This is a genomic window from Xanthomonas prunicola (assembly GCF_025266575.1).
Lineage (GTDB): Bacteria > Pseudomonadota > Gammaproteobacteria > Xanthomonadales > Xanthomonadaceae > Xanthomonas > Xanthomonas prunicola.
This window is the reverse complement of the sequence record NZ_CP096142.1, coordinates 489851-511010: the sequence shown is the minus strand read 5'-3', so window position 1 is coordinate 511010 and position 21160 is coordinate 489851. Positions and strand designations below refer to the sequence as shown.

Below are 21160 nucleotides of genomic sequence, written 5' to 3'. Positions count from 1 at the left end.
CATCCGGCTCCAGGCGATTTGGCAATGGACCGGTGTGCAGCGATAATCCGGCAGCTTGTTTCCGGTGTACTTCCCCCTTACTGGTAACCGATCGACCTATGACCACTATCGCCAAGATCCTCGCCCGCGAAATCCTCGATTCCCGCGGCAATCCCACGCTGGAGGCCGAAGTCACGCTGGCAGACGGCTCATTCGGCCGTGCCGCCGTCCCCTCGGGCGCCTCGACCGGCACCAAGGAAGCGGTGGAGCTGCGCGACGGCGACAAGACCCGTTACATGGGCAAGGGCGTGCGCCATGCGGTGGACAACGTCAACGGCACCATCGCCGAGACGCTCAAGGATTTCGATGCGGCCGACCAGCAGGGTCTTGACCGTCGCCTGATCGACCTGGATGGCACCGAGAACAAGGGCCGCCTGGGCGCCAACGCGTTGCTGGGTGTATCGCTGGCCGCCGCGCATGCGGTTGCCGCCTCGCGCAAGCAGCCGCTGTGGCAGTACCTGTCGACCATCACCGAAGCCGATGTGCAATTGCCGGTGCCGATGATGAACATCATCAACGGCGGCGCGCATGCCGACAACAACGTCGACTTCCAGGAGTTCATGGTGTTGCCGGTCGGTTGCAGCTCCTTCTCCGAAGCACTGCGCGCCGGCACCGAAATCTTCCATTCGCTCAAGTCGGTACTCAAGGGACATGGCCTGAGCACGGCGGTGGGCGACGAAGGCGGCTTTGCGCCAGACTTCCGCAGCAACGTCGAAGCGCTGGACACCATTCTCGAGGCGATCGGCAAGGCCGGTTACACCGCCGGCGAAGACGTGCTGCTGGGCCTGGACGTGGCCTCCAGCGAGTTCTACGACAACGGCAAGTACAACCTGGTCGGCGAGAACAAGCGCCTGACCAGCGAGCAGTTCGTCGACTTCCTGGCCGACTGGGTCGCGCAGTACCCGATCATCAGCATCGAAGACGGCCTGGCTGAAGACGATTGGGCCGGCTGGAAGCTGCTCACCGACCGCGTCGGCAAGAAGGTGCAGCTGGTGGGCGACGATCTGTTCGTCACCAACCCGAAGATCTTCAAGCAGGGCATCGACTCGGGCACCGCCAATGCGATCCTGATCAAGGTCAACCAGATCGGCACGCTGACCGAAACCCTGGAAGCCATCGCCATGGCGCACGCGGCCAATTACGCGTCCATCGTCTCGCACCGTTCCGGCGAAACCGAAGACACCACCATCGCCGATATCGCCGTGGCCACCACCGCCACCCAGATCAAGACCGGCTCGCTGTGCCGCAGCGATCGTGTGGCCAAGTACAACCAGTTGCTGCGCATCGAGCAGGCGTTGGGTTCCGGCGCGCGTTACGCCGGCCGCGACGCGTTCGTTTCGATCAAGCGATAAGCCGTGCGCAACTGGCGCTGGCTACTGCTGGTGCTGGCGGTGCTGCTGGCTTGGCTGCAGTACCGCTTCTGGTTCGGGCCTGGGAATTCCGGTGAAGTCATGATGCTGGAAGCCCAGGTCGCGCATCAGACACAGGACAACGAAGGTTTGCGCCAACGCAACCAGGCGTTGGCAGCAGAGGTGAAGGATTTGAAGGATGGCGAGGCGGCAATCGAGGAGCGCGCACGCAGCGAGTTGGGCATGATCAAACCGGGCGAGACGTTTTATCGCGTGGTCGAAGATGCGCCGTTGCCGTCACCTGCATCGCCTGAAACAGCGGCGCCCGCACAGCAAACGCCTACCTCCACCGATCCGGTGGATCATCCATGACCGGTTCGATCTGGGCGATCGTGCCGGCCGCAGGGCGCGGCACGCGTTTTGGCGGGCCGCTGCCAAAACAATATCTGCAGGCCGGCGGTCAGCCATTGATGGCGTATACGCTGGCGGCGCTGGCTGCGCATCCGGCGCTGGCCGGCATCATGGTGGCGATCGCCCCTGACGATGCCGATTGGCCGGGCTGGACTGCCGTGCAGTCCAAACCCGTGCTCACCTGCCTGGGTGGCGCGACGCGCGCAGCCTCGGTGCTGGCTGGTGTGCTGGCCTTGCCCGAAAGCGTGCGCGCCGACGATTTCGTGCTGGTGCACGATGCCGCGCGGCCGAATCTGGCCCTGGCCGATCTGGACCGTCTGCTGGAAATCGGCCGCGGCGACCCGGTCGGCGCAATCCTGGCCGCACCGGTACGCGACACGCTCAAGCGTGCCGGCGACGATGGCGGCATCGACGGTACCGAACCGCGCGAACGCTTGTGGCGCGCACTCACGCCGCAGCTGTTTCGTCGCCATCAACTGATCCGTGGACTCACCGAAGCCTCGGCCGCCGGTGTGGACGTCACCGATGAGGCGATGGCGATGGAGCGGATGGGACTGCGACCATTGCTGGTGGAAGGCACTGAAGACAACTTCAAGGTGACGACGCCTGCGGATCTGGCGCGCTTCGAATTCGAATTGGCGCGCCGCGGCATTGCAGTCGATGCCGATGCGCTTGAGGTGCAGGCCGCCGATGCGCAGAGCAGCGCGCGCGCGATTACAGCGCAGCTCGCCACGGCCCGCCGCGACGGCGACGCAACTTAACAACACAGGGTTTCCATGTCCTTCAATTTCCGAATCGGCCAAGGCTACGACGTGCATGCGTTCGGCCCTGGCGACCACGTGATGCTTGGCGGCGTCCGCGTCGCGCACAGTCACGGCGTACTCGCACATAGCGATGGCGATGTGGTGTTGCACGCACTGTGCGATGCGATGCTGGGTGCGTTGGCGCTGGGCGACATCGGCCGGCATTTTCCGCCGTCCGACGAACGCTGGAAGGACGCCGACAGCGCGCAGTTTCTGCAGCATTGCGATAGCTTGCTGCGCGAGCGCGGCTGGCGCGTCGGCAATGCCGACATCACCGTGATCTGCGAGCGCCCCAAGGTCGGTCCGCATGCGGTGGCCATGCGCGAGCGTATCGCTGGCCTGTTGGCGATCGAACTCGATGCGGTCAGCGTCAAGGCCACCACCAGCGAACAATTGGGCTTCACCGGCCGCGGCGAAGGTATCGCTGCACAGGCCGCAGTCCTGCTGGGCAGAATCGCTGCATAAGCGGCAGCAACACACGCAGCGCTGCGCGCCGGGACCGGCGCCGATGCAGCGAGATGTCATCACCACGCCGAGAGATTCGGCGCACAGCGCGCCACCTCCGGCGCGAAGGCGAGCCACACCATGAGCGAGACCTCTCTGCTGCCACGTGCGCATGGCGCTGCCGTGCTCAGCGCGGCGATGCGCAGCACGCCGGACGACTTTCAGGTCGACGAACTACCGGCATTCGAGTCATCCGGCGAAGGCGAGCATCTGCTGCTCACCGTGCGCAAGCGTGGTCAGAACACGGCTTACATCGCCAAAAAGCTCGCGCACTGGGCCGGCATCGCCGAAATGGGTGTCAGCTATGCAGGTCTGAAAGATCGCCATGCCGTGACCACTCAGCGCTTCAGCGTACATCTGCCAAAGCGCATCGCCCCGGATATCACCGCGCTGGACGATGCCGAGATGCAGGTGGTCGAGAGCACCTGGCACAACCGCAAGCTGCAACGCGGTGCGTTGCACGGGAACCGTTTTGTGTTGACGCTGCGCCAGGTACAAGGCGGACGCGACGCGATCGAGCACCGGTTGCAGGCGATCGCTGCACGCGGCATCCCCAACTGGTTTGGCGAACAACGCTTCGGTCGCGATGGCGGAAACGTGGCGGCTGCGTTGGCGATGTTTGGTCATGTGCAAGCTGCCGACGGAACCTTGCTGCCGGCGCCGACATCCAAGCGGCGGCTGCGCCAAGATCAGCGCTCGATGCTGCTGTCGGCGGCGCGCTCGGCCCTATTCAATCGCGTGCTCAGTACGCGCGTCGCGCAGGGCAGCTGGGATAGCGCGCTGGAGGGTGAGGCGTGGATGCTGGACGGCTCGCGTAGCGTCTTCGGCCCGGAGCCGTGGAACGAGGTGCTTGCCGAGCGACTGGCGCGTTTCGATATCCATCCCAGTGGTCCGTTATGGGGCGCTGGCGAGTTGCGCTCGACCGATCAGGCGGCAGCAGTGGAGCAGGACGCCTTGTCCGATCCGCTATCCAAAGCGCTGCGCCAGGGGCTGGACGCAGCAGGACTGAAGCAGGAGCGCCGCGCACTGCGATTACGTCCGCAGGGGCTGGATTACCAATGGCTGGAGCCGCAGACCCTGCAGCTCGCCTTCGCGCTGCCGCCCGGCTGCTACGCCACCGCAGTGTTGTGGGAGTTGGGTGAAGTCACCGATGCAGGCCGTTTCAACGCCAGTGTGCGTTCCGAAGAATGACTGCGTGCGACTGCCGGTCGGTCGCATCGCACAGCGTCGATGGCGATCTACTGCCGTTGCTTGCCTAGGAGCGGCCTTGGCCGCGACGGGCGCCATCGTGAGGCGGAGAGCGGCGGCACTGACCAGGATTCAGCGCTGCAAGGTTGCCAGACACTCATCACCTCGCGGAGTGGCTACCGGCATGCGACAGACCTTCCGGTCAACGCATCAACGCATGCAATTGCACTTCAACGCCGCGCGTCATGTGCTGGCCGCAATCCGCCTATCGCCGCGCCAGCAACACCAGCAGCGCCCCGGTGCCGCCCTGCGTCGGCGGCGCCGAATGAAACGCCAGCACATCGTTGCGTTGACGCAGCAGCCGGTCCATCAGGTTCTTCAGCACCGGCGCACCGTTGTCCGACTGCAGGCCCTTGCCGTGGATGATGCGCACACAGCCATAGTCGTGCGCATGCGCCTCCAACAGGAACTGGCGCAACAATGATTCGGCCTGTGCCGCGGTGGCACCGTGTAGATCCAGTTCGTCCTGTACCGAAAATTGCCCGCGCTTGAGCCGCTGAAACAATCGGGTGGGAAGATTCTCGCGCCGGTAGCTGGCGGTATCGCCCGCCTCCAGCGGCGCACTGTCGCGCAGCAGACGCGCGAATTCGGTGTGCGCTTGCGCATCGTCGCGCTCGGCCATGCGTGCGCGCGGCTTGGGGCGCGGCTTGGCATTGGCCGGTGGGGCGACTTCACGAATCGGCTTGACCGCGCCGATCGCTGCGCGGAACAGCGCGCCGTCGTCTTCGTCTTCAGGATGCGACATGCTCACAGCCTAACCTGCCCAACCTCAGGCGCAAGCGAAGATCAAGCGCGAAGGGCGCGGACGCATCCGGTATCATGACCCGGTTTTCCGAGGAGTCCCATGCGCGTACTGGTTAGCAACGACGACGGTGTCGACGCCCCCGGCATCCAGATTTTGGCCGAGGCGCTGCGCCATGCCGGTCATGAAGTGATGGTGGTCGCGCCCGACCGCGACCGCTCCGGCGCCAGCAATTCGCTGACGCTGGATGTGCCGATCCGCACCCGCCGCATCGACGCGCAGACCTGCGCAGTGGCCGGCACTCCGACCGACTGCGTGCATCTGGCACTCACCGGCATGCTCGATTACGACCCCGACATCGTGGTCTCCGGCATCAATAACTCGGCTAATCTGGGCGACGACGTGATCTATTCGGGCACCGTGTCTGCCGCAATGGAAGGCCGCTTTCTCGGCTTGCCTGCGGTGGCGGTGTCGTTGGTCACGCACAATCACCAAGCGCATCACTACGAAACCGCTGCGCGCGCTGCGGTGGAGATCGTGGCGCGGCTGAGGGCCGACCCGTTGCCTGCCGACACCATCCTCAACGTCAACGTGCCGGATCTGGCGTGGTCGGATGTGCTCGGTTTCGAAGTCACCCGGCTCGGCAACCGGCATCGCTCCGAGCCCTGCGTGCCGCAGCAGGACCCGCGCGGCCGCACCGTGTACTGGATCGGCCCGGCCGGGCCGGAGCAGGATGCCGGCGCCGGCACCGATTTCCACGCCGTGCGCACCGGGCATATCTCGATCACCCCGATCCACGTCGATCTCACCCGTTACCAGGCGCTGGACACCGTGGCTGGTTGGGTGGGCGGGTTGACCGCAGCGTTGGACGGCCCGGCATGACGCCGAGACTGCGCCTGCAACCGGAATCGGTCGGGATCGGCATGACCTCGCAGCGCGTGCGCGACCGCCTGGTCGAACGGCTGCGCGAGGCCGGCATCCAGGACGAGGCCACGCTCAACGCGATGCGGACCGTGCCGCGGCATTTGTTCATCGATGAAGCGCTCGCCTCGCGTGCCTACGAAGACACGGCACTCCCGATCGGCCACGGCCAGACCATTTCCCAGCCATGGGTGGTGGCGCGCATGACCGAAGCAGTGCTGCAGGTGGCGCCGACCAAGGTGCTGGAAGTGGGCACCGGCTCGGGCTATCAGGGCGCCATCCTGGCTGCGCTGGGGCTGGAGGTGTACACCGTCGAGCGTATCGGCGACCTGCTGCGGCAGGCGCGCAAGCGCTTCCGCCACCTGGGCATGAACGTGCGCAGCAAGCATGACGACGGCCGTATCGGCTGGCCCGAGCACGGCCCTTACGATGCGATCGTGGTGACCGCGGCGGCACCGGCGTTGGTCGATGCGCTGGTCGATCAGCTGGCCGTCGGCGGGCGCTTGGTCGCGCCGGTCGGGGGCGCTTCCTCGCAGTCGTTGGTGCAACTCACCCGTGCGGCCGATGGTGCGATCGAACAACAGGTTCTGGCGCCGGTCACGTTCGTTCCGCTGTTGTCGGGCATGCTGGATTGAATAAATGAGAGTTTCTCGATGAAGATTTTCGGGCCGTTGTACGACGTGGCCATCCGTTGGTCGCGCCATCGCCGCGCACCCGCGCTGCTGACCGGCCTCAGCTTCGTGGAGGGCTTCATCTTCCCGGTACCGCCGGAAGTGATGCTGGCACCGATGTCGCTGGCCGAGCCCAAGCGCTCGTTTTGGTTCGCCACCTTGAGCCTGCTAGGCTCGATCTGCGGCGCACTGGTCGGTTATCTGCTCGGCCATTTCGCGTTTGCGGCGTTGCAGCCATTGATCGAATGGCTGGGCTGGAGCGCAAAGATCCAGCAGCAGATCGAAACCCTGCGCACGCTGGTGGCCGATTCGCCGTGGAAGGCGTTCTGGGCACTGGTCCTAGTGGGTTTCACTCCGATCCCGCTGAAGATCTTCACCTGGGCCTCGGGCGTGGTTGGGGTGCCGATCCTGCCGTTCATTGCCAGCATGTTGGTAGGACGCGGCAAGCGCGTGTATCTGGTTGCCGGTGCGATCCGCCTGGGCGGTGCGCGTGCCGAAGCGGCGCTGCATCGCTGGATCGAGCCGCTGGGCTGGGTTGCGATGGCAGTGTTGGCGGTAGGTGCAGGGTGGCTGGTGTGGAAGACAACGAACGGATGAGCAAGACGCAGATGAATTCGGTACGCAAGACAGCAGTCATGCTCGCAGTGGTCATCGGGCTCACCGCCTGCAGCAGCGCCACGGTGGTGCGTTCGCCTGGCGCCAGCGGTGGCGCGTCGTCGCGTCCAAGCACGGCGCCCCGTCCGTCGGTGCCGCGCCCGGGGGCCACGGTGACCGTCCAGCGCGGCGATACCCTCTACGCGATCTCGCGCCGCACCAATATTTCTGCGCCGGATCTGGCGGCCTGGAACGGCCTGTCGTCGCCGAACACCATCTATCCCGGCCAGACCCTCAAGTTGTATCCGCCTGGTGCCAGCAAGCCCGGCAGCAGTGCGCCGGTGGCCGGTACCGTGGCTCCGCCGCGTCCGGCTGCGCCAATCGCCGCACCGGTCAGTAGTGGGTTTTCCTGGCGTTGGCCGGCCGATGGCGTGGTCGTCGGCACCTTCGTCACTGGCGAAACCACCAAGCAGGGCGTGGACATCGCCGGTGCCAGCGGCCAGGCCGTGCGTGCCGCCGCCGATGGCGTGGTGGTGTATTCCGGCGCCGGCCTGGTCGGCTATGGCGAGCTGATCATCATCAAGCACAACGATCAGTGGCTATCCGCGTACGGGCACAACCGCAAGCGTCTGCTCAACGAAGGCCAGAGCGTCAAGGCCGGGCAGCAAATCGCCGAGATGGGTCGCAGCGGTGCGTCCCGCGACATGCTGCACTTTGAGATCCGCTACAACGGCAAGCCGGTTGATCCGCTGCTGTATTTGCCGAAGAAGTGAATTGGGAATTGGGAGTAGGGAATCGGGAATAGGAACAGCCCTGCGCTTCGGCAATCTGGGAGCGTGGGCAGTGAGGGCAAGCGTTCACTGATCCTGTTTGCGCAAGTTCTGCTTGACAGAGAAAGCGTGCTTCGGCCCGCTTTCTCGATTCTCGATTCAGCCCGGCAGCACCATCGCCAGCGCAACACGGCGGCCTTCGCTGGCCAGGACGTTGTAGGTGCGTGCGGCGGCGGCATTGGTCATTGCCTCCAGGCCGATGCCGCGGGTCAGACACGCGGCCAGCACGTCGGTCTTCGGGAATAGCTGGCGCTCGCCGGTGCCGAGCAGGATCACGGCCGGGCTGAGCGCCAGGACCGCGTCCATGTGGCTCACCTGGAGTTGCTCCAGGGTTTGTACCGGCCAGCGTTCCACCAGCTCGTCCGGCATCAGGATGAAGCTCTGCTGCAGGATCTGGTCATTTACCTTGGCTTGACGGCCGTCGGCCGCGCGCAGCGCATAAGCGTAATCGGGGTGTTCCTGACTTAGAGGCATGACGAACTCTTTGGCTCAGCCGCGCGGCAGCACGATCTGGCGCTTTTCCTTGCTGGGGCGGTACAAGATGGCGACGTGGCCGATGCGTTGTACCAGCGCACTGCCGGTCTGCTCGATCAGCTCGGCAATCAGCGCATCACGGGTCTCGCGATCCTCCGAGGCCACCTTCACCTTGATCAGTTCGTGGCGCTCGAGCACTTCCTCGAGTTCAGCCAGAAATGCCGGCGTGACCCCTTTGCCGCCGGTCTGCAGCAAGGCTTTGAGATCATGTGCCTGGCCGCGCAGGAAACGGTTCTGGGCGGAGGTGAGAACAATGGACATGCAGGATCGAAGGGAAGCAAAGGGTGTTCAGGGTATCATGGCGACCCGTTCGGACCCCCTTGCCAATGCCTTCCCGCAGTAAAAGCAGCCAACGCTGGCTCAAGGAACACTTCGCCGACCCTTACGTGAAGAAGGCCCAGGCCGAGGGCATGCGCTCACGCGCGGCCTACAAGCTGGAAGAGCTACTGCAACGCGACCGCCTGCTCAAGCCAGGCATGGTGGTGGTCGATCTGGGGGCGGCGCCGGGCGGCTGGTCGCAGCAGGTGCGCAAGTCCATGGGCGACAGCGGCCGGGTAGTGGCGCTGGACATTCTGGACATGCCGGCCCTGGCGGGTGTGGAGTTCCTTCACGGCGACTTCAGGGAGCAAACCGTCCTATCGCAATTCGAAGCGATGCTGGGCGATGTGCCGGTGGACCTTGTTCTGTCCGATATGGCCCCCAATAAGAGTGGCATGGATGCGGTCGACCAACCGCGGATGATGCACCTGGCGGAACTGGCGATGGAATTTGCCGACACCCACCTCAAACCGGGCGGGGCGTTCCTGATCAAGCTGTTCCAGGGTGTTGGGTCCGACGACTACATTCGTGAGCTTCGCCGCCGCTATGAGAAGGTGACGATTCGCAAGCCGGCGGCCTCGCGCAAGCGCTCCCCGGAAGTTTATGCACTCGGTCAGGGCAAGCGTGTCCAGATCAAGTAAGCTGCCAATGACCACCGTATTTCAAGCTATTGAAGAGTAGAGGGCACCGGAGCCAATGAGGATGAACGACTTGACCAAGAATCTGCTGCTGTGGGTGGTCGTCGCAGTTGTGCTGATGGTTGTCTTTCAGAGCTTCTCGCCGCGGATGGCGGGCGGCGTCGGTCCTGACTCGATCACCTATACCCAATTTCTGAAAGAAGTGGATTCCGGGCGCGTCAAGTCGGTGGATTACACCGATGAGACCAACCTCGCGGTCAACGCGATCCGCTTCAAGCGCACCGACGGTAGCGAAGCCACCGTCTACGGGCCGCGCGACGACAAGCTGGTCGACGTGCTGTATAGCAAGAACATCGAAATGACCCGCCAGAAGCCCTCGACCGGCCCTGGCTTCTGGTCGTTGGTACTGAATTTCCTGCCGGTCATTCTGATCATCGGCTTCTGGCTGTTCATCATGCGCCAGATGCAAGGCGGTGGCGGCGGTGCCAAGGGGGCGATGAGCTTCGGCAAGTCGCGCGCCAAGCTGCAGGGCGAGGACCAGGTCAAGATCACCTTCGCCGACGTTGCCGGTTGCGACGAGGCCAAGGAAGAAGTGAGTGAGCTGGTCGACTTCCTGCGCGACCCGACCAAGTTCACCAAGCTGGGCGGCAAGATTCCGCGCGGCGTGTTGATGGTTGGCCCGCCGGGTACGGGTAAGACCCTGCTCGCCAAGGCGATCGCCGGCGAGGCCAAGGTGCCGTTCTTCAGCATCTCCGGTTCTGACTTCGTCGAGATGTTCGTCGGTGTCGGTGCCAGCCGTGTGCGCGACATGTTCGAGCAGGCCAAGAAGCACGCGCCGTGCATCATCTTCATCGACGAGATTGATGCGGTGGGCCGTCATCGCGGCGCCGGTCTCGGCGGCGGGCATGACGAGCGCGAGCAGACACTGAATCAGTTGCTGGTCGAGATGGACGGCTTCGAAGGCGGCGAAGGCGTGATCGTGATCGCGGCGACCAACCGTCCCGACGTGCTGGATCCGGCGCTGCTGCGTCCGGGCCGTTTCGACCGCCAGGTCGTGGTCGGGCTGCCGGACGTGAAGGGGCGCGAACAGATTCTGCGTGTGCACATGCGCAAGCTGCCGCTGGCCGATGACGTCGTGCCGATGGTCATCGCCCGCGGTACCCCGGGTTTTTCGGGCGCCGATCTGGCTAACCTGTGTAACGAAGCGGCGTTGTTTGCGGCGCGTGGCAGCGAGAAGGAAGTCCGTATGGACCACTTCGACCGTGCCCGCGACAAGATCTTGATGGGTGCCGAGCGTCGCTCGATGGCCATGAGCGAAGACGAGAAGACGCTGACCGCGTACCACGAGGCAGGCCACGCCATCGTTGGCCGCCTGGTGCCGGAGCACGATCCGGTCTACAAGGTCACCATCATTCCGCGCGGCCGCGCACTCGGCGTGACGATGTATCTGCCGGAAGGCGACCGCTACTCGATGAATCGCGTGGCGATCGAATCGCAGCTGTGCTCGCTGTATGGCGGCCGCGTTGCCGAAGAATTGATCTTCGGCGGCGACAAGGTCACCACCGGCGCGTCTAACGACATCGAGCGGGCCACCAAGATGGCGCGCAACATGGTGACCAAGTGGGGCTTGTCCGACGAACTCGGTCCGGTGGCCTACGGCGAGGAGGAAGACGAGGTGTTCCTGGGGCGTTCGGTCACCCAGCACAAGAACGTGTCCGACGAGACCGCGCGCAAGATCGACGAAGTGGTGCGCTCGATTTTGGACAAGGCTTACAGCAAGACCAAGGCCATCCTCACCGAGAACCTGGACAAGCTGCATGCGATGTCGCAGTTGCTGCTGCAGTACGAAACCATCGACGTGCCGCAGATCGACGCCATCATGGAAGGTCGCGATCCGCCGCCGCCGGCGGGTTGGGGCAAGTCCGACAAGGACGGTGGCAACAACAACGACAAGGGTAGCCCGCGTCCATTGCCGCCCATCGCCGGACCCGCCGAGCAGATCTAAGTCGGTCGTGCACTGATCTGCAGGACATCCATCAAGGCCGGGAAGCGATTCCCGGCCTTGATGCGTTATCGGGCGCACCAATGCCCACATGCAAGCAACCACCCAGGAGACACCGCCGATGTTCGATACCTCGCTCAAACTGGATTGCGCCGGCCGCAGCCTGCGGCTGGATGCGCCGCAGGTGATGGGTATCGTCAATATCACGCCCGATTCGTTCTCCGACGGCGGCCAGCATTCGACCTGCGACGCGGCGATCGCACATGGGCTGGCGCTGGTGGAGCAGGGTGCTGCGGTGTTGGATATCGGCGGTGAGTCCACCCGCCCGGGCGCCACGGCGGTTTCGGTTGAAGAAGAACTACAGCGGGTGATTCCAGTGATCGAAGCGCTGGCGCAACGGACCAGCGTGCCGATCAGCGTGGATACGTTCAAACCGGAGGTCATGCGCGCAGCGGTCGCGGCCGGCGCCGGCATGATCAACGACGTGTATGCACTGCGTTCGCCCGGTGCACTGGAAGCGGCGTCGGATCTGCGCGTGCCGGTGGTCTTGATGCATGCGCGCAGCGCGCCGCACGCCATGCAAGACGCGCCGCATTACGACGATGTCGTCGGTGAAGTGCACCGGTTTCTCGCCGAGCGCATCTTTGCCGCCGAAATGGCCGGCATCGACAAACGCCGGCTGGTTCTGGATCCGGGCTTTGGATTCGACAAGACCACCACGCACAACCTCACTCTGCTTGCGCAGCTGCAGCGCCTGCAGGAATTCGGCTTGCCGGTACTGGCAGGGCTGTCGCGCAAGCGCAGCATCGGCGAGCTGACCGGGCGCGAGGTGGCTGCCGAACGTGTGCATGGCTCGGTGGCTGCGCATTTGATTGCCGCCCAACATGGCGCGCTGCTGTTGCGCGTGCACGATGTGGCGGCAACCGTGGATGCGTTGAAGGTGTGGAATGCGATGGCGGCGATTCCCGTCCCGCGTGTCAGCGCACCGGCCGCACCGACGATCCGCTGGCCGGACGAGGACTGATGCCCGCCGACCAACGCCCGCTGGCGATCGCCCTGATGGGTCCTACCGCAAGCGGCAAGACTGCGCTGGCGCTGAAGGTTGCAGAGCGCTGGAACGGAGAAATCGTCAGCGTCGATTCGGCGCTGGTGTATCGCGGTCTGGAGATCGGCGCAGCCAAACCGGACGCGGCGATGCGCGCGGCGGTGCCACATCATCTGCTCGACTTGCGCGATCCCTGGCAGGTGTATTCGGCAGCCGAGTTCGCCAGCGATGCACGTCAGGCGATTGCGCAGATCGTGGCGCGCGGCAAGTTGCCGATCCTCGCCGGCGGCACCGGGCTGTATTTTCGTGCGCTGCTGGAAGGCTTGTCGCACTTACCCGAGGCCGACCAAGCCGTGCGCGCATCCATTGCGGCCGAAGCCGAGCAGCTCGGTTGGGCGGGCTTGCACGCGCAGCTGGCAGTCGTGGACCCGGTTGCAGCCGCGCGCATTCATGCGACCGACCCGCAACGGATCCAGCGGGCACTGGAGGTGTACCGCATCAGCGGGCGGCCGATCAGTTACTGGCAGGCGCTACCGCCAGGGCCGCGCCTGCCGGTGCGTGTGTTGAAGGTGGTACTGGCACCGCGCGCGCGCGCGGTGCTGCATGGACGCATCGAACGACGCCTGGACGCGATGCTGGCACAGGGCTTTCTTGCAGAGGTACAGCAGTTGCGGGCGCTGCCGCAGATGCAGGCGGTGGCAGCGCCACTGGATCTGCCGGCGGTACGCGCGGTCGGCTACCGGCAAGCCTGGGAGTATCTGGACGGAGCTGCCAGCCTGGCCGAGTTCCGCGACAAGGCGATCCAGGCGACCCGGCAACTGGCCAAACGGCAGCTCACCTGGCTGCGTGGTGAGCTCGACGCGCGCTGGTTCGACCCGGAGCGTGACTGTCATCAATTGGAGCGCGCACTTGTCGACTTCCTCGGTGATCGTTCCGCTGTGCGGCAGGCTTCAGGCGTGTAACATCCCATTTCCGGGACCGGCTGGGGATGGCAGGTGTCGACCGGGACAATAAGAACAATAATGAAGAGGATTTTTCGATGGCTAAGGGGCAATCTTTACAGGACCCATTCCTCAATGCGCTGCGGCGCGAGCGGGTTCCGGTGTCGGTGTATCTGGTCAACGGCATCAAGCTGCAGGGCACGATCGAGTCGTTCGACCAATTCGTGGTCCTGCTGCGCAATACCGTGAGTCAGATGGTGTACAAGCACGCCATTTCCACGGTAGTGCCGGCGCGCAATGTGCGCGTGGGACCGGGTGGTGGGTATGTGCAATCCAATGAAGGCAACCAGGCGGAAGATGACGACGTCGAGTAGTAACGGAGTAGTGCGTGTTTGATCGGTCCCGCAAGGGTGAACACGCGTTGTTGATACAGACCCACTCCGGTGGGCCTGCCGAAGACGATGTGATGGAGGAGTTCGCCGACCTTGCAAAGTCGGCGGGCGCCACGGTGGCCGCCACGCTCACCGCACGCATCGATAAACCCAGCCCGTCGACCTTGATCGGCAGCGGCAAGCTGGAAGAGGTCAAGGCGGCTGCCGAGGCCACCGGTGCAGATCTGGTGTTGGTCAATCACACCTTGTCGCCCGGCCAGGAGCGCAACCTGGAGAAGTATCTGGAGCGGCGCGTCATCGACCGCACCGGGTTGATTCTGGATATCTTCGCGCAACGCGCGCGCAGCCACGAAGGCAAGCTGCAGGTGGAACTGGCCCAGTTGCGTCACATGGCCACGCGGTTGGTCCGCGGCTGGACTCACTTGGAGCGCCAGCGCGGCGGCTCCATCGGCCTGCGCGGCCCCGGCGAAACCCAGCTGGAAACCGACCGTCGCCTGCTGCAAAAGCGCGTCGAGCAGTTGCAGCAGCGGCTGGAGAAAGTCGAGGTGCAGCGCACCCAGATGCGTCGTGCACGGATGCGCAGCGAATTGCCGCGGATTGCATTGGTCGGTTACACCAACGCCGGCAAATCGACATTGTTCAATGCGTTGACCGGCGCGGAGGCGTACGTGGCTGATCAGCTGTTCGCCACGCTGGATCCCACCGTGCGGCGCATCGGGTTGCCGGGTGGTAGCGCGATTCTTGCCGACACGGTCGGCTTCGTGCGCGATCTTCCGCACGAACTGGTCGCCGCGTTCCGTTCGACGTTGTCCGAAGCGCGCGATGCCGATCTGTTGCTGCATATCGTCGATGCGGCCGACCCGCTGCGCGAAGAGCGCATCCTGCAGGTCGATGAAGTGTTGCAGGCCGTCGGCGCCGGCGATCTGCCGCAACTGCTGGTGTTCAACAAGATCGACAAGATCGACGGTGCCGAAGTGCGCCACGATGCGCAAGACGGCATTCCAGACCCGGCGCGCCGCGAGCGTGTGTGGGTGTCGGCGCGCGATGGGCGCGGACTGGAAGAATTGCAGCATGCGCTCGGTCAGCGACTGGACCTGCGTCATCTGACCGGCCAGTTGCGGCTGCCGCCGTCGGCCGGCCGCCTGCGTTCGCGGCTGCATCAGCTGGAAGTGGTGCGCAACGAGCAATCCGACGAGGACGGCTGGTTGCTCGAGGTCGATCTGCCGATGGTCGAAGCCGAGCGGTTGGCCGCCGGCGAGGACGGTGCGCCACTGCGCGCGATGCTGCCGGATCGCCGCGAAGACTGGGAAGCCTGATGCAAACAGCACAGTCGGCATGGCGCGACTGTGCTGCTGCTCCAACACAACAGCGAGGCGGGCTGCGGTGTCGCTGTGCGGCAGCGGTGACGTGTCGTCTCGGCCGATCCGAACCTGGGCGATGGCATGAGGGCTGCGGTAGATCGCAGTCGTGAGCTGACGCCTCGCACCACATCTCTCCTCGGTAACGCGGTGCCCTAGTTGCGGTGCTCAGGTGATCTGGAAGGTACTGCAGGTTGACGGTGTGCGGCTGGCAAATTGCTGCACATCCAAGGCCGATCCAGACCCAAGGCACCGCATGTCGGCCACACATCGCCACTGAACCTCGGCCACCTCACTCCCAACCGGAATCGGGCCGACCGCAGACAGGGGCGGCGAATTGGGCTAAAACGTCGGCTGCTCCCTTGTCGTCGTGCCCATGTCCTTGTCCGCCGATTCCGAACTGCAGCAGCTGGCCGAAGCCCTCGGGCAGCAATTGCTTGCCGCGCGCGAGCGCCTGGTTACCGCCGAGAGCTGCACCGGTGGCTGGATCGCCAAGGCGGTGACCGATGTCGCCGGTTCCTCGCACTGGTTCGACTGCGGCATGGCCGCCTACAGCTACGAGGCGAAACAGGCATTGCTCGGCGTCCGCCCGCAGACCCTGGAAGTGCATGGAGCGGTTAGCCGCGAAACCGTGATCGAAATGGTCTCTGGCGCGCTGGTCAATTCCGGCGCAAGCATCGCGGTGGCGGTGACCGGCATTGCCGGGCCCGGCGGCGGCAGCGACGATAAGCCGGTCGGCACAGTCTGGATCGGTTGGAAACGGCGTGGCGGTTATGCCACGGCGCAACTCTTTCACTTCAACGGCGACCGCGATGCAGTACGGCGTCAGACCGTGGCTGCAGCACTGCGTGGGCTGAGCGCGTTGCTTTAGCTGCCCGCAGGTCTGCTGGATGGCGCTCTGTGACAGATTCCTCGTCTACCATTTGCAGCATGATGGCGCGCGGCAGCGAAATCGAAATGCTGTAGCAGTGCGTCGTGCCAAAAAAGTTTGGCAGATCGTCATCGACACGCCGCTGCAAAGACGGTTTGCCGAACGCGTTTCCGGGGCCGCCGCGCATGGATGTTCTGACCTTGTGACTGCGGGATTGAGGTGCATGCACTTGACGCAAGCACGCTGCATCTTCCGCATGCGCTCTGCAACGCGTTGCAACCTGCGCTGAGCTTCGAGCGGGCGAGGGCGCGACAGCGGCGGGCAGATCGGCTACAAACAAGGTCTCGTCACCGCCTAGTGTGCCAATGCGTTCGCTCCTTGCGTCTTTCTCATCCTCCCCAGCGCTGCAGGCCGCTGTGCAATGCGCTGTCACGCAGCGTCTGAGCGCCGCATGCGCGCGGGCGGTGCACTGATGTGGGAAGCACTTGGCACGGTGCGTGATCTTGGGCGGCTGCAGGAAATCGCCTCGGTTCTGATTCGCTACGGCTTCGGCGATGTGGTGCGTCGGATCGGCATGGCCGATGTGCTCGAGCGCGCTGGCAGGTTGTTGCATTGGAACAACGCCGAGGGCCGCTTGCGCATGTCCGCGGCATTGCGCGTGCGGCGTGCACTGGAAGAGCTCGGGCCCACCTTCGTCAAACTCGGGCAAGTGCTGGCCACGCGCGTGGATCTGCTGCCGCCGGAGTGGATCGAAGAATTGAGCGAGCTGCAGAACGCGGTGCCGGCGCTGCCGTTCGAGCAGATCCGCCCGCAGCTGGTTGCCGCGCTGGGCATGGAGCCGGAGAGCGTGTTCGCGCGTCTGGACGAACAGCCATTGGCGGCCGCATCGCTGGCACAGACGCATCGCGCGTGGTTGGTCGATGGCACGCCGGTGGTGTTGAAGATCCGCCGTCCCGGTATCGGCGACACCATCGATGCCGACTTACGCTTGCTGGCGCGGCTTGCCGAAATCGTCGAGACCCGCGCGCCGGATCTCAAGCGCTATCGTCCCGCCGAGGTGGTGCAACAATTTACCGTCTCGCTGCGACGCGAGCTGGATTTCGCTGCAGAGGGGCGCAATGCCGAACGCATCGCCGCCAACTTCGCCCACGACGCGCAAGTGGTGGTGCCGACCGTGTACTGGGAGTGGACCTGCGAGTCGCTCAACGTGCAGGGCTTCATCGATGGCATTCCCGGGCGCGATCTGCTTGCCGTCGATGCAGCCGGTCTGGACCGCAAGGTGCTCGCGCGCGCCGGCGCCGGCATCGTGCTGAAGATGGTGCTGCAGGACGGCTGCTTCCACGCTGATCCGCATCCTGGCAATATTTTCTATCTGCGCGATGGCCGCATTGCCGTCATTGATTTCGGTATGGTGGGGCGCGTCTCCGAGCATCGTCGATTTCAGGTCGCACAATTGCTGCACGGCATGGTCAGCTACGACGCCGAAGCGGTGATCGATGTGCTGTTGGAATGGGCCGGCACCAGCCTGGAAATCGACGAGCCACGTCTGCAGCAGGACATCGGCGCGTTCGTCGACGAGTACCGCGGCGTGCCGCTGAAAGAGCTGCGCATCGGCGCGATGCTGGGCGATGTGACCTCGATCCTGCGCGACCACGGGCTGACCCTGCCGTCGGATCTGGCGCTGATGATCAAAGCGTTTCTGACGCTCGAAGGCATGGGCCGCCAGCTCGATCCGGATTTCGACATGGCCACCGAGGCGCGTCCGTATCTCGAACGCGTGGTGCTGCAGCGTTATGCACCCAGCGCAATGCTGCGGCGCAGCCGTCGCACCGTGACCGGCGCGATCGACCTGATCGGCGATCTGCCGCGCGACCTCAAGCGCCTGCTGCAGGCCGCACGCCGCGGCAAGCTGCAGCTGCAGATCGAAACACGCGCATTGCGCGAGTTCGGCGAGCAGGTCGACCGCGCGGCCAATCGGCTCACGATGGGCATTGTCACTGCCGCGCTGGTGATCGGCTCGTCGATCGTCATGAATAGTGTCGGTGGCAGTGCCAGCCGTTGGTTGCTCGCGCTGGGGGTGGGTGGCTTCATCGGCGCTGCGCTGTGCGGCATCTGGATCCTGTTCTCGATCTGGCGCAGCCGGCGCTAGCGCATCACGCGCGCACCCGTGACGGCGTTGCGGTCGAGGTGTTGCGAAGCGCTTGCGCAAGCGCCCGTTAGTAGTAATACTACTAACCATGGACCTGACCGATACCCAGCAAGCTATCCTGGCCTTGATCGCCGAGCGCATCGACACCGATGGCGTCCCGCCGTCGCAGACCGAAATTGCGCGTGCGTTCGGCTTCAAGGGCGTGCGCGCCGCGCAGTATCACCTGGAGGCACTGGAGCAGGCCGGTGCGATCCGTCGCGTCCCAGGCCAGGCGCGCGGGATCCGGCTGGCCGGCCAGGGTGCACAGACGCGCGCAGCGGCGGTGAGCGAACCCGTCCGGGACGATGTGCTGCGTCTGCCGGTGTTGGGCCGCGTGGCGGCGGGCCTGCCGATCGGGGCCGATATCGGATCGGACGACTTCGTAGTGCTGGATCGCGTGTTCTTCTCGCCCTCGCCAGACTACCTGCTCAAGGTGCAAGGCGATTCGATGCGCGACGAAGGCATCTTCAATGGCGATCTGATCGGTGTGCACCGCACCCGCGACGCACGCTCGGGGCAGATCGTGGTGGCGCGGATCGATGAGGAAATCACTGTCAAGCTGCTGAAGATTGGCAAGGACCGGATCCGACTGCTGCCGCGCAACCCGGACTACGCGCCCATCGAAGTGCTGCCGGATCAGGATTTCGCGATTGAAGGCCTGTATTGCGGGCTGTTGAGGCCTAACCGCTGAGGGCTGTGCCGATGGTCGTGCTGGCTTTTTCCCGAGCCGACATCGCAGGATTCCCCGCTGCCACGGGACATGTCGTCTTCCTAATCTGAGTGTGTCGCCTGCAGTCTCAGCTTGTGCGATACACCGCCGCTACATTAGTCCCATACCGAAATCACTGACGAGGATCACCCAGATGGACGAGAACAAGAAGCGCGCCCTTTCCGCCGCACTGAGCCAGATCGAAAAGCAATTCGGCAAAGGCTCGGTCATGCGCATGGGCGACCGTGTCATCGAAGCGGTCGAAGTCATTCCGACCGGCTCGCTGATGCTGGATATCGCTCTGGGGATTGGCGGCCTGCCCAAGGGTCGCGTAGTCGAAATCTATGGGCCGGAATCCTCGGGCAAGACCACCCTGACACTGCAGGCGATTGCCCAGTGTCAGAAGCTGGGCGGCACCGCAGCCTTCATCGATGCCGAGCACGCGCTGGACCCGATCTATGCGGCCAAGCTGGGTGTCAACGTCGACGATCTGCTGCTGTCGCAGCCGGATACCGGCGAGCAGGCATTGGAAATTGCCGACATGCTGGTGCGTTCGAGCTCGGTGGACATCGTGGTGATTGACTCGGTTGCCGCGCTGACCCCGAAAGCAGAAATCGAAGGCGAAATGGGCGACCAGCTGCCGGGCCTGCAGGCTCGCCTGATGAGCCAGGCGCTGCGCAAGCTCACCGGCAACATCAAGCGCTCCAACACGCTGGTGGTCTTCATCAATCAGCTGCGTATGAAGATCGGCGTCATGATGCCTGGCCAGAGCCCGGAAGTGACCACCGGCGGCAATGCGCTGAAGTTCTACGCTTCGGTACGTCTGGACATTCGTCGTATCGGCGCAATCAAGAAGGGCGACGAGATCATCGGCAACCAGACCAAGATCAAGGTGGTCAAGAATAAGTTGGCGCCTCCGTTCAAGCAGGTCGTGACCGAAATCCTGTACGGCGAAGGCATCAGCCGCGAAGGCGAACTGATCGACATGGGCGTGGAAGCCAAGCTGGTCGACAAAGCCGGCGCCTGGTATAGCTACGGCGATGAGCGCATCGGGCAGGGCAAGGACAACGCGCGCACCTACCTGCGCGATAACCCGCAGGTTGCTGTCCGGCTGGAAGCCGAGCTGCGTGAGAAGTTCCAGCCTTCCGAAGCGCCGCGTGAAGCCGGCGATGACGAAGAGAAGGAATAAGTCGCAGCTGCATACCATCGCCGGTTGTCGGAATTAGGTGATGGTGTTGCGGTCAGTAAGCGATGGATGGACCGTCGCGTGCCCGTGGTACGCGACGACCCCAGCACCGCCCGCGCTCGCCCGGCGGCGGCACAACAGGTCCAAATGCGGTTGAAGTTTTTCTATCGCGAGGACGGCGGAGTCAGTGCCGTCGCTTCTCGCGGTAGATCTATCGAAGGCCAGGAGGGCAGGCGCCATGGACGGCGCATTTGATGCAATGCGATTTTAGCGCTTCAGGACACCTGACGATGGACGAGCAAGAGCCCGCACCAAAGCGGGGGCGCCGGTTCAAGGAGCAGACGCCGGTCCAGCGCGCACTCGGTCTATTGGTGCGGCGCGAACATTCGCGCAAGGAATTGAACCGCAAACTACTGGCCCGCGGGATCGAGCCAGATGCGGCGCAAGCTGCTGTTGATCGTCTCACCGGCGAGGGTTGGCAAGACGACACCCGTTTCGCTGCTGCCGTGGTGCGCAATCGCGCCGGCTCCGGCTACGGTCCGCTGCATATTCGTGCCGAACTCGGAACCCATGGTCTGGATAGCGAGGCCATCAGTGCCGCCATGGCGACGTTTGAAGGCGATTGGACCGAAAACGCGCGGGACCTGATCCGCCGTCGTTTCGGTGAGCAAGGCCCAGTGGACCTTCCGCAGCGGCGCAAGGCCGCCGATTTGCTGGCCCGGCGTGGTTTCGACGGCAACAGCATTCGCATCGCGACCCGCTTCGACCTTGAGGACTGAGGGCGTCAGGCCTGCTACCCTTCGTGGTTTCAGGTTGTTCCGCTCATCTGCGCCCACATCTCATTGGGTGACCGGGACTGCCGCCCG

General features: G+C 64.4%; 23 protein-coding genes. 20 read left to right on the top strand and 3 right to left on the bottom strand.

Features of this window, described 5'->3' with window-relative positions; translation table 11 throughout:
- Nucleotides 1-98 precede the first annotated feature (98 nt).
- From eno to truD, 5 genes are all read left to right on the top strand, one after another.
- Nucleotides 99-1391, top strand: a complete 1293-nt coding sequence (eno, locus tag M0D43_RS01820; protein WP_101364694.1) for a phosphopyruvate hydratase — start codon at nt 99-101, stop codon at nt 1389-1391.
- 3 nt (nt 1392-1394) lie between these two features.
- Entirely contained in the window at nt 1395-1760 is a 366-nt protein-coding gene (gene ftsB, locus M0D43_RS01815) for a cell division protein FtsB (protein WP_252163292.1), read from the top strand.
- Nucleotides 1757-2560 (top strand): 2-C-methyl-D-erythritol 4-phosphate cytidylyltransferase, encoded by an 804-nt coding sequence (gene ispD, locus M0D43_RS01810; RefSeq protein WP_252163291.1) that lies wholly within the window; start codon nt 1757-1759, stop codon nt 2558-2560. The genes ftsB and ispD overlap by 4 nt, the downstream gene beginning before the upstream one ends.
- A gap of 15 nt (nt 2561-2575) precedes the next feature.
- The gene (gene ispF / locus M0D43_RS01805; protein ID WP_101364697.1) at nt 2576-3067 is read left to right on the top strand and encodes a 2-C-methyl-D-erythritol 2,4-cyclodiphosphate synthase; all 492 of its coding nucleotides are present in this window, start codon (nt 2576-2578) and stop codon (nt 3065-3067) included.
- Between the two features lie 120 nt (nt 3068-3187).
- Nucleotides 3188-4297: a tRNA pseudouridine(13) synthase TruD gene (gene truD / locus M0D43_RS01800; RefSeq protein ID WP_252163290.1), complete on the top strand. Its 1110-nt coding sequence runs from the start codon at nt 3188-3190 to the stop codon at nt 4295-4297.
- A 262-nt stretch (nt 4298-4559) separates the two neighbouring features.
- On the opposite strand, the gene M0D43_RS01795 is transcribed toward truD, so the two are convergent.
- The gene (locus M0D43_RS01795; protein ID WP_162301122.1) at nt 4560-5099 is read right to left on the bottom strand and encodes a Smr/MutS family protein; all 540 of its coding nucleotides are present in this window, start codon (nt 5097-5099) and stop codon (nt 4560-4562) included.
- A 99-nt stretch (nt 5100-5198) separates the two neighbouring features.
- Here M0D43_RS01795 and surE point away from each other — a divergent pair, with 99 nt between their 5' ends.
- Genes surE through M0D43_RS01775 form a run of 4 tightly spaced genes read left to right on the top strand, consistent with a single transcriptional unit; the run spans nt 5199 to nt 8055 of the window.
- The gene (gene surE / locus M0D43_RS01790) at nt 5199-5978 is read left to right on the top strand and encodes a 5'/3'-nucleotidase SurE (protein WP_252163289.1); all 780 of its coding nucleotides are present in this window, start codon (nt 5199-5201) and stop codon (nt 5976-5978) included.
- Nucleotides 5975-6652, top strand: a complete 678-nt coding sequence (locus tag M0D43_RS01785) for a protein-L-isoaspartate(D-aspartate) O-methyltransferase (protein ID WP_010365684.1) — start codon at nt 5975-5977, stop codon at nt 6650-6652. Before surE ends, M0D43_RS01785 begins: the two co-directional genes overlap by 4 nt.
- An 18-nt stretch (nt 6653-6670) precedes the next feature.
- The gene (locus M0D43_RS01780) at nt 6671-7285 is read left to right on the top strand and encodes a YqaA family protein (RefSeq protein WP_252163288.1); all 615 of its coding nucleotides are present in this window, start codon (nt 6671-6673) and stop codon (nt 7283-7285) included.
- Nucleotides 7282-8055, top strand: coding sequence for a peptidoglycan DD-metalloendopeptidase family protein (locus M0D43_RS01775; RefSeq protein ID WP_252163287.1), 774 nt, complete (start codon nt 7282-7284; stop codon nt 8053-8055). Before M0D43_RS01780 ends, M0D43_RS01775 begins: the two co-directional genes overlap by 4 nt.
- A 156-nt stretch (nt 8056-8211) precedes the next feature.
- Here M0D43_RS01775 and M0D43_RS01770 read toward each other — a convergent pair whose 3' ends face one another.
- Nucleotides 8212-8586: an Mth938-like domain-containing protein gene (locus M0D43_RS01770; RefSeq protein WP_252163286.1), complete on the bottom strand. Its 375-nt coding sequence runs from the start codon at nt 8584-8586 to the stop codon at nt 8212-8214.
- A gap of 15 nt (nt 8587-8601) precedes the next feature.
- Nucleotides 8602-8907 (bottom strand): ribosome assembly RNA-binding protein YhbY, encoded by a 306-nt coding sequence (gene yhbY / locus M0D43_RS01765; protein WP_010365692.1) that lies wholly within the window; start codon nt 8905-8907, stop codon nt 8602-8604.
- 65 nt (nt 8908-8972) lie between these two features.
- On the opposite strand from yhbY, the gene rlmE reads away from it, so the two are divergent.
- The 11 genes from rlmE to recX all read left to right on the top strand — a co-directional run bounded on the left by rlmE (nt 8973) and on the right by recX (nt 21073).
- Nucleotides 8973-9605, top strand: coding sequence for a 23S rRNA (uridine(2552)-2'-O)-methyltransferase RlmE (gene rlmE, locus M0D43_RS01760; protein ID WP_252163285.1), 633 nt, complete (start codon nt 8973-8975; stop codon nt 9603-9605).
- Nucleotides 9606-9666: 61 nt separating this feature from the next.
- Nucleotides 9667-11607 (top strand): ATP-dependent zinc metalloprotease FtsH, encoded by a 1941-nt coding sequence (ftsH, locus tag M0D43_RS01755; RefSeq protein WP_252163284.1) that lies wholly within the window; start codon nt 9667-9669, stop codon nt 11605-11607.
- 118 nt (nt 11608-11725) lie between these two features.
- Nucleotides 11726-12628: a dihydropteroate synthase gene (folP, locus tag M0D43_RS01750; protein WP_252164934.1), complete on the top strand. Its 903-nt coding sequence runs from the start codon at nt 11726-11728 to the stop codon at nt 12626-12628.
- The gene (gene miaA / locus M0D43_RS01745) at nt 12628-13611 is read left to right on the top strand and encodes a tRNA (adenosine(37)-N6)-dimethylallyltransferase MiaA (RefSeq protein WP_252163283.1); all 984 of its coding nucleotides are present in this window, start codon (nt 12628-12630) and stop codon (nt 13609-13611) included. Before folP ends, miaA begins: the two co-directional genes overlap by 1 nt.
- A gap of 77 nt (nt 13612-13688) precedes the next feature.
- The gene (gene hfq / locus M0D43_RS01740) at nt 13689-13964 is read left to right on the top strand and encodes an RNA chaperone Hfq (protein WP_101364746.1); all 276 of its coding nucleotides are present in this window, start codon (nt 13689-13691) and stop codon (nt 13962-13964) included.
- A gap of 14 nt (nt 13965-13978) precedes the next feature.
- Nucleotides 13979-15298 carry a ribosome rescue GTPase HflX gene (gene hflX / locus M0D43_RS01735; RefSeq protein ID WP_252163282.1) on the top strand — a complete coding sequence of 440 codons (1320 nt, stop codon included), beginning with the start codon at nt 13979-13981 and terminating at the stop codon, nt 15296-15298.
- Nucleotides 15299-15716: 418 nt separating this feature from the next.
- On the top strand, nt 15717-16211 hold the full coding sequence (locus tag M0D43_RS01730; RefSeq protein WP_252163281.1) for a CinA family protein: 495 nt from the start codon (nt 15717-15719) through the stop codon (nt 16209-16211).
- Nucleotides 16212-16683: 472 nt separating this feature from the next.
- Nucleotides 16684-18360: a 2-polyprenylphenol 6-hydroxylase gene (ubiB, locus tag M0D43_RS01725; RefSeq protein ID WP_252163280.1), complete on the top strand. Its 1677-nt coding sequence runs from the start codon at nt 16684-16686 to the stop codon at nt 18358-18360.
- Between the two features lie 88 nt (nt 18361-18448).
- The gene (gene lexA, locus M0D43_RS01720; protein WP_252164933.1) at nt 18449-19090 is read left to right on the top strand and encodes a transcriptional repressor LexA; all 642 of its coding nucleotides are present in this window, start codon (nt 18449-18451) and stop codon (nt 19088-19090) included.
- Nucleotides 19091-19262: 172 nt separating this feature from the next.
- Entirely contained in the window at nt 19263-20297 is a 1035-nt protein-coding gene (gene recA, locus M0D43_RS01715) for a recombinase RecA (protein WP_101364710.1), read from the top strand.
- A gap of 287 nt (nt 20298-20584) precedes the next feature.
- Nucleotides 20585-21073, top strand: coding sequence for a recombination regulator RecX (recX, locus tag M0D43_RS01710; protein WP_101364712.1), 489 nt, complete (start codon nt 20585-20587; stop codon nt 21071-21073).
- Nucleotides 21074-21160: the final 87 nt, after the last annotated feature.

Bases quoted from the DNA above. Each gene is read 5' to 3' on its own strand.
- eno (WP_101364694.1), top strand. From the start codon at position 99: ATGACCACTATCGCCAAGATCCTCGCCCGCGAAATCCTCGATTCCCGC.
- ispD (WP_252163291.1), top strand. From the start codon at position 1,757: ATGACCGGTTCGATCTGGGCGATCGTGCCGGCCGCAGGGCGCGGCACG.
- ispF (WP_101364697.1), top strand. From the start codon at position 2,576: ATGTCCTTCAATTTCCGAATCGGCCAAGGCTACGACGTGCATGCGTTC.
- truD (WP_252163290.1), top strand. From the start codon at position 3,188: ATGAGCGAGACCTCTCTGCTGCCACGTGCGCATGGCGCTGCCGTGCTC.
- M0D43_RS01795 (WP_162301122.1), bottom strand. From the start codon at position 5,099: ATGTCGCATCCTGAAGACGAAGACGACGGCGCGCTGTTCCGCGCAGCG.
- surE (WP_252163289.1), top strand. From the start codon at position 5,199: ATGCGCGTACTGGTTAGCAACGACGACGGTGTCGACGCCCCCGGCATC.
- M0D43_RS01785 (WP_010365684.1), top strand. From the start codon at position 5,975: ATGACGCCGAGACTGCGCCTGCAACCGGAATCGGTCGGGATCGGCATG.
- M0D43_RS01780 (WP_252163288.1), top strand. From the start codon at position 6,671: ATGAAGATTTTCGGGCCGTTGTACGACGTGGCCATCCGTTGGTCGCGC.
- M0D43_RS01775 (WP_252163287.1), top strand. From the start codon at position 7,282: ATGAGCAAGACGCAGATGAATTCGGTACGCAAGACAGCAGTCATGCTC.
- M0D43_RS01770 (WP_252163286.1), bottom strand. From the start codon at position 8,586: ATGCCTCTAAGTCAGGAACACCCCGATTACGCTTATGCGCTGCGCGCG.
- yhbY (WP_010365692.1), bottom strand. From the start codon at position 8,907: ATGTCCATTGTTCTCACCTCCGCCCAGAACCGTTTCCTGCGCGGCCAG.
- rlmE (WP_252163285.1), top strand. From the start codon at position 8,973: ATGCCTTCCCGCAGTAAAAGCAGCCAACGCTGGCTCAAGGAACACTTC.
- ftsH (WP_252163284.1), top strand. From the start codon at position 9,667: ATGAACGACTTGACCAAGAATCTGCTGCTGTGGGTGGTCGTCGCAGTT.
- folP (WP_252164934.1), top strand. From the start codon at position 11,726: ATGTTCGATACCTCGCTCAAACTGGATTGCGCCGGCCGCAGCCTGCGG.
- miaA (WP_252163283.1), top strand. From the start codon at position 12,628: ATGCCCGCCGACCAACGCCCGCTGGCGATCGCCCTGATGGGTCCTACC.
- hfq (WP_101364746.1), top strand. From the start codon at position 13,689: ATGGCTAAGGGGCAATCTTTACAGGACCCATTCCTCAATGCGCTGCGG.
- M0D43_RS01730 (WP_252163281.1), top strand. From the start codon at position 15,717: ATGTCCTTGTCCGCCGATTCCGAACTGCAGCAGCTGGCCGAAGCCCTC.
- ubiB (WP_252163280.1), top strand. From the start codon at position 16,684: ATGTGGGAAGCACTTGGCACGGTGCGTGATCTTGGGCGGCTGCAGGAA.
- lexA (WP_252164933.1), top strand. From the start codon at position 18,449: ATGGACCTGACCGATACCCAGCAAGCTATCCTGGCCTTGATCGCCGAG.
- recA (WP_101364710.1), top strand. From the start codon at position 19,263: ATGGACGAGAACAAGAAGCGCGCCCTTTCCGCCGCACTGAGCCAGATC.
- recX (WP_101364712.1), top strand. From the start codon at position 20,585: ATGGACGAGCAAGAGCCCGCACCAAAGCGGGGGCGCCGGTTCAAGGAG.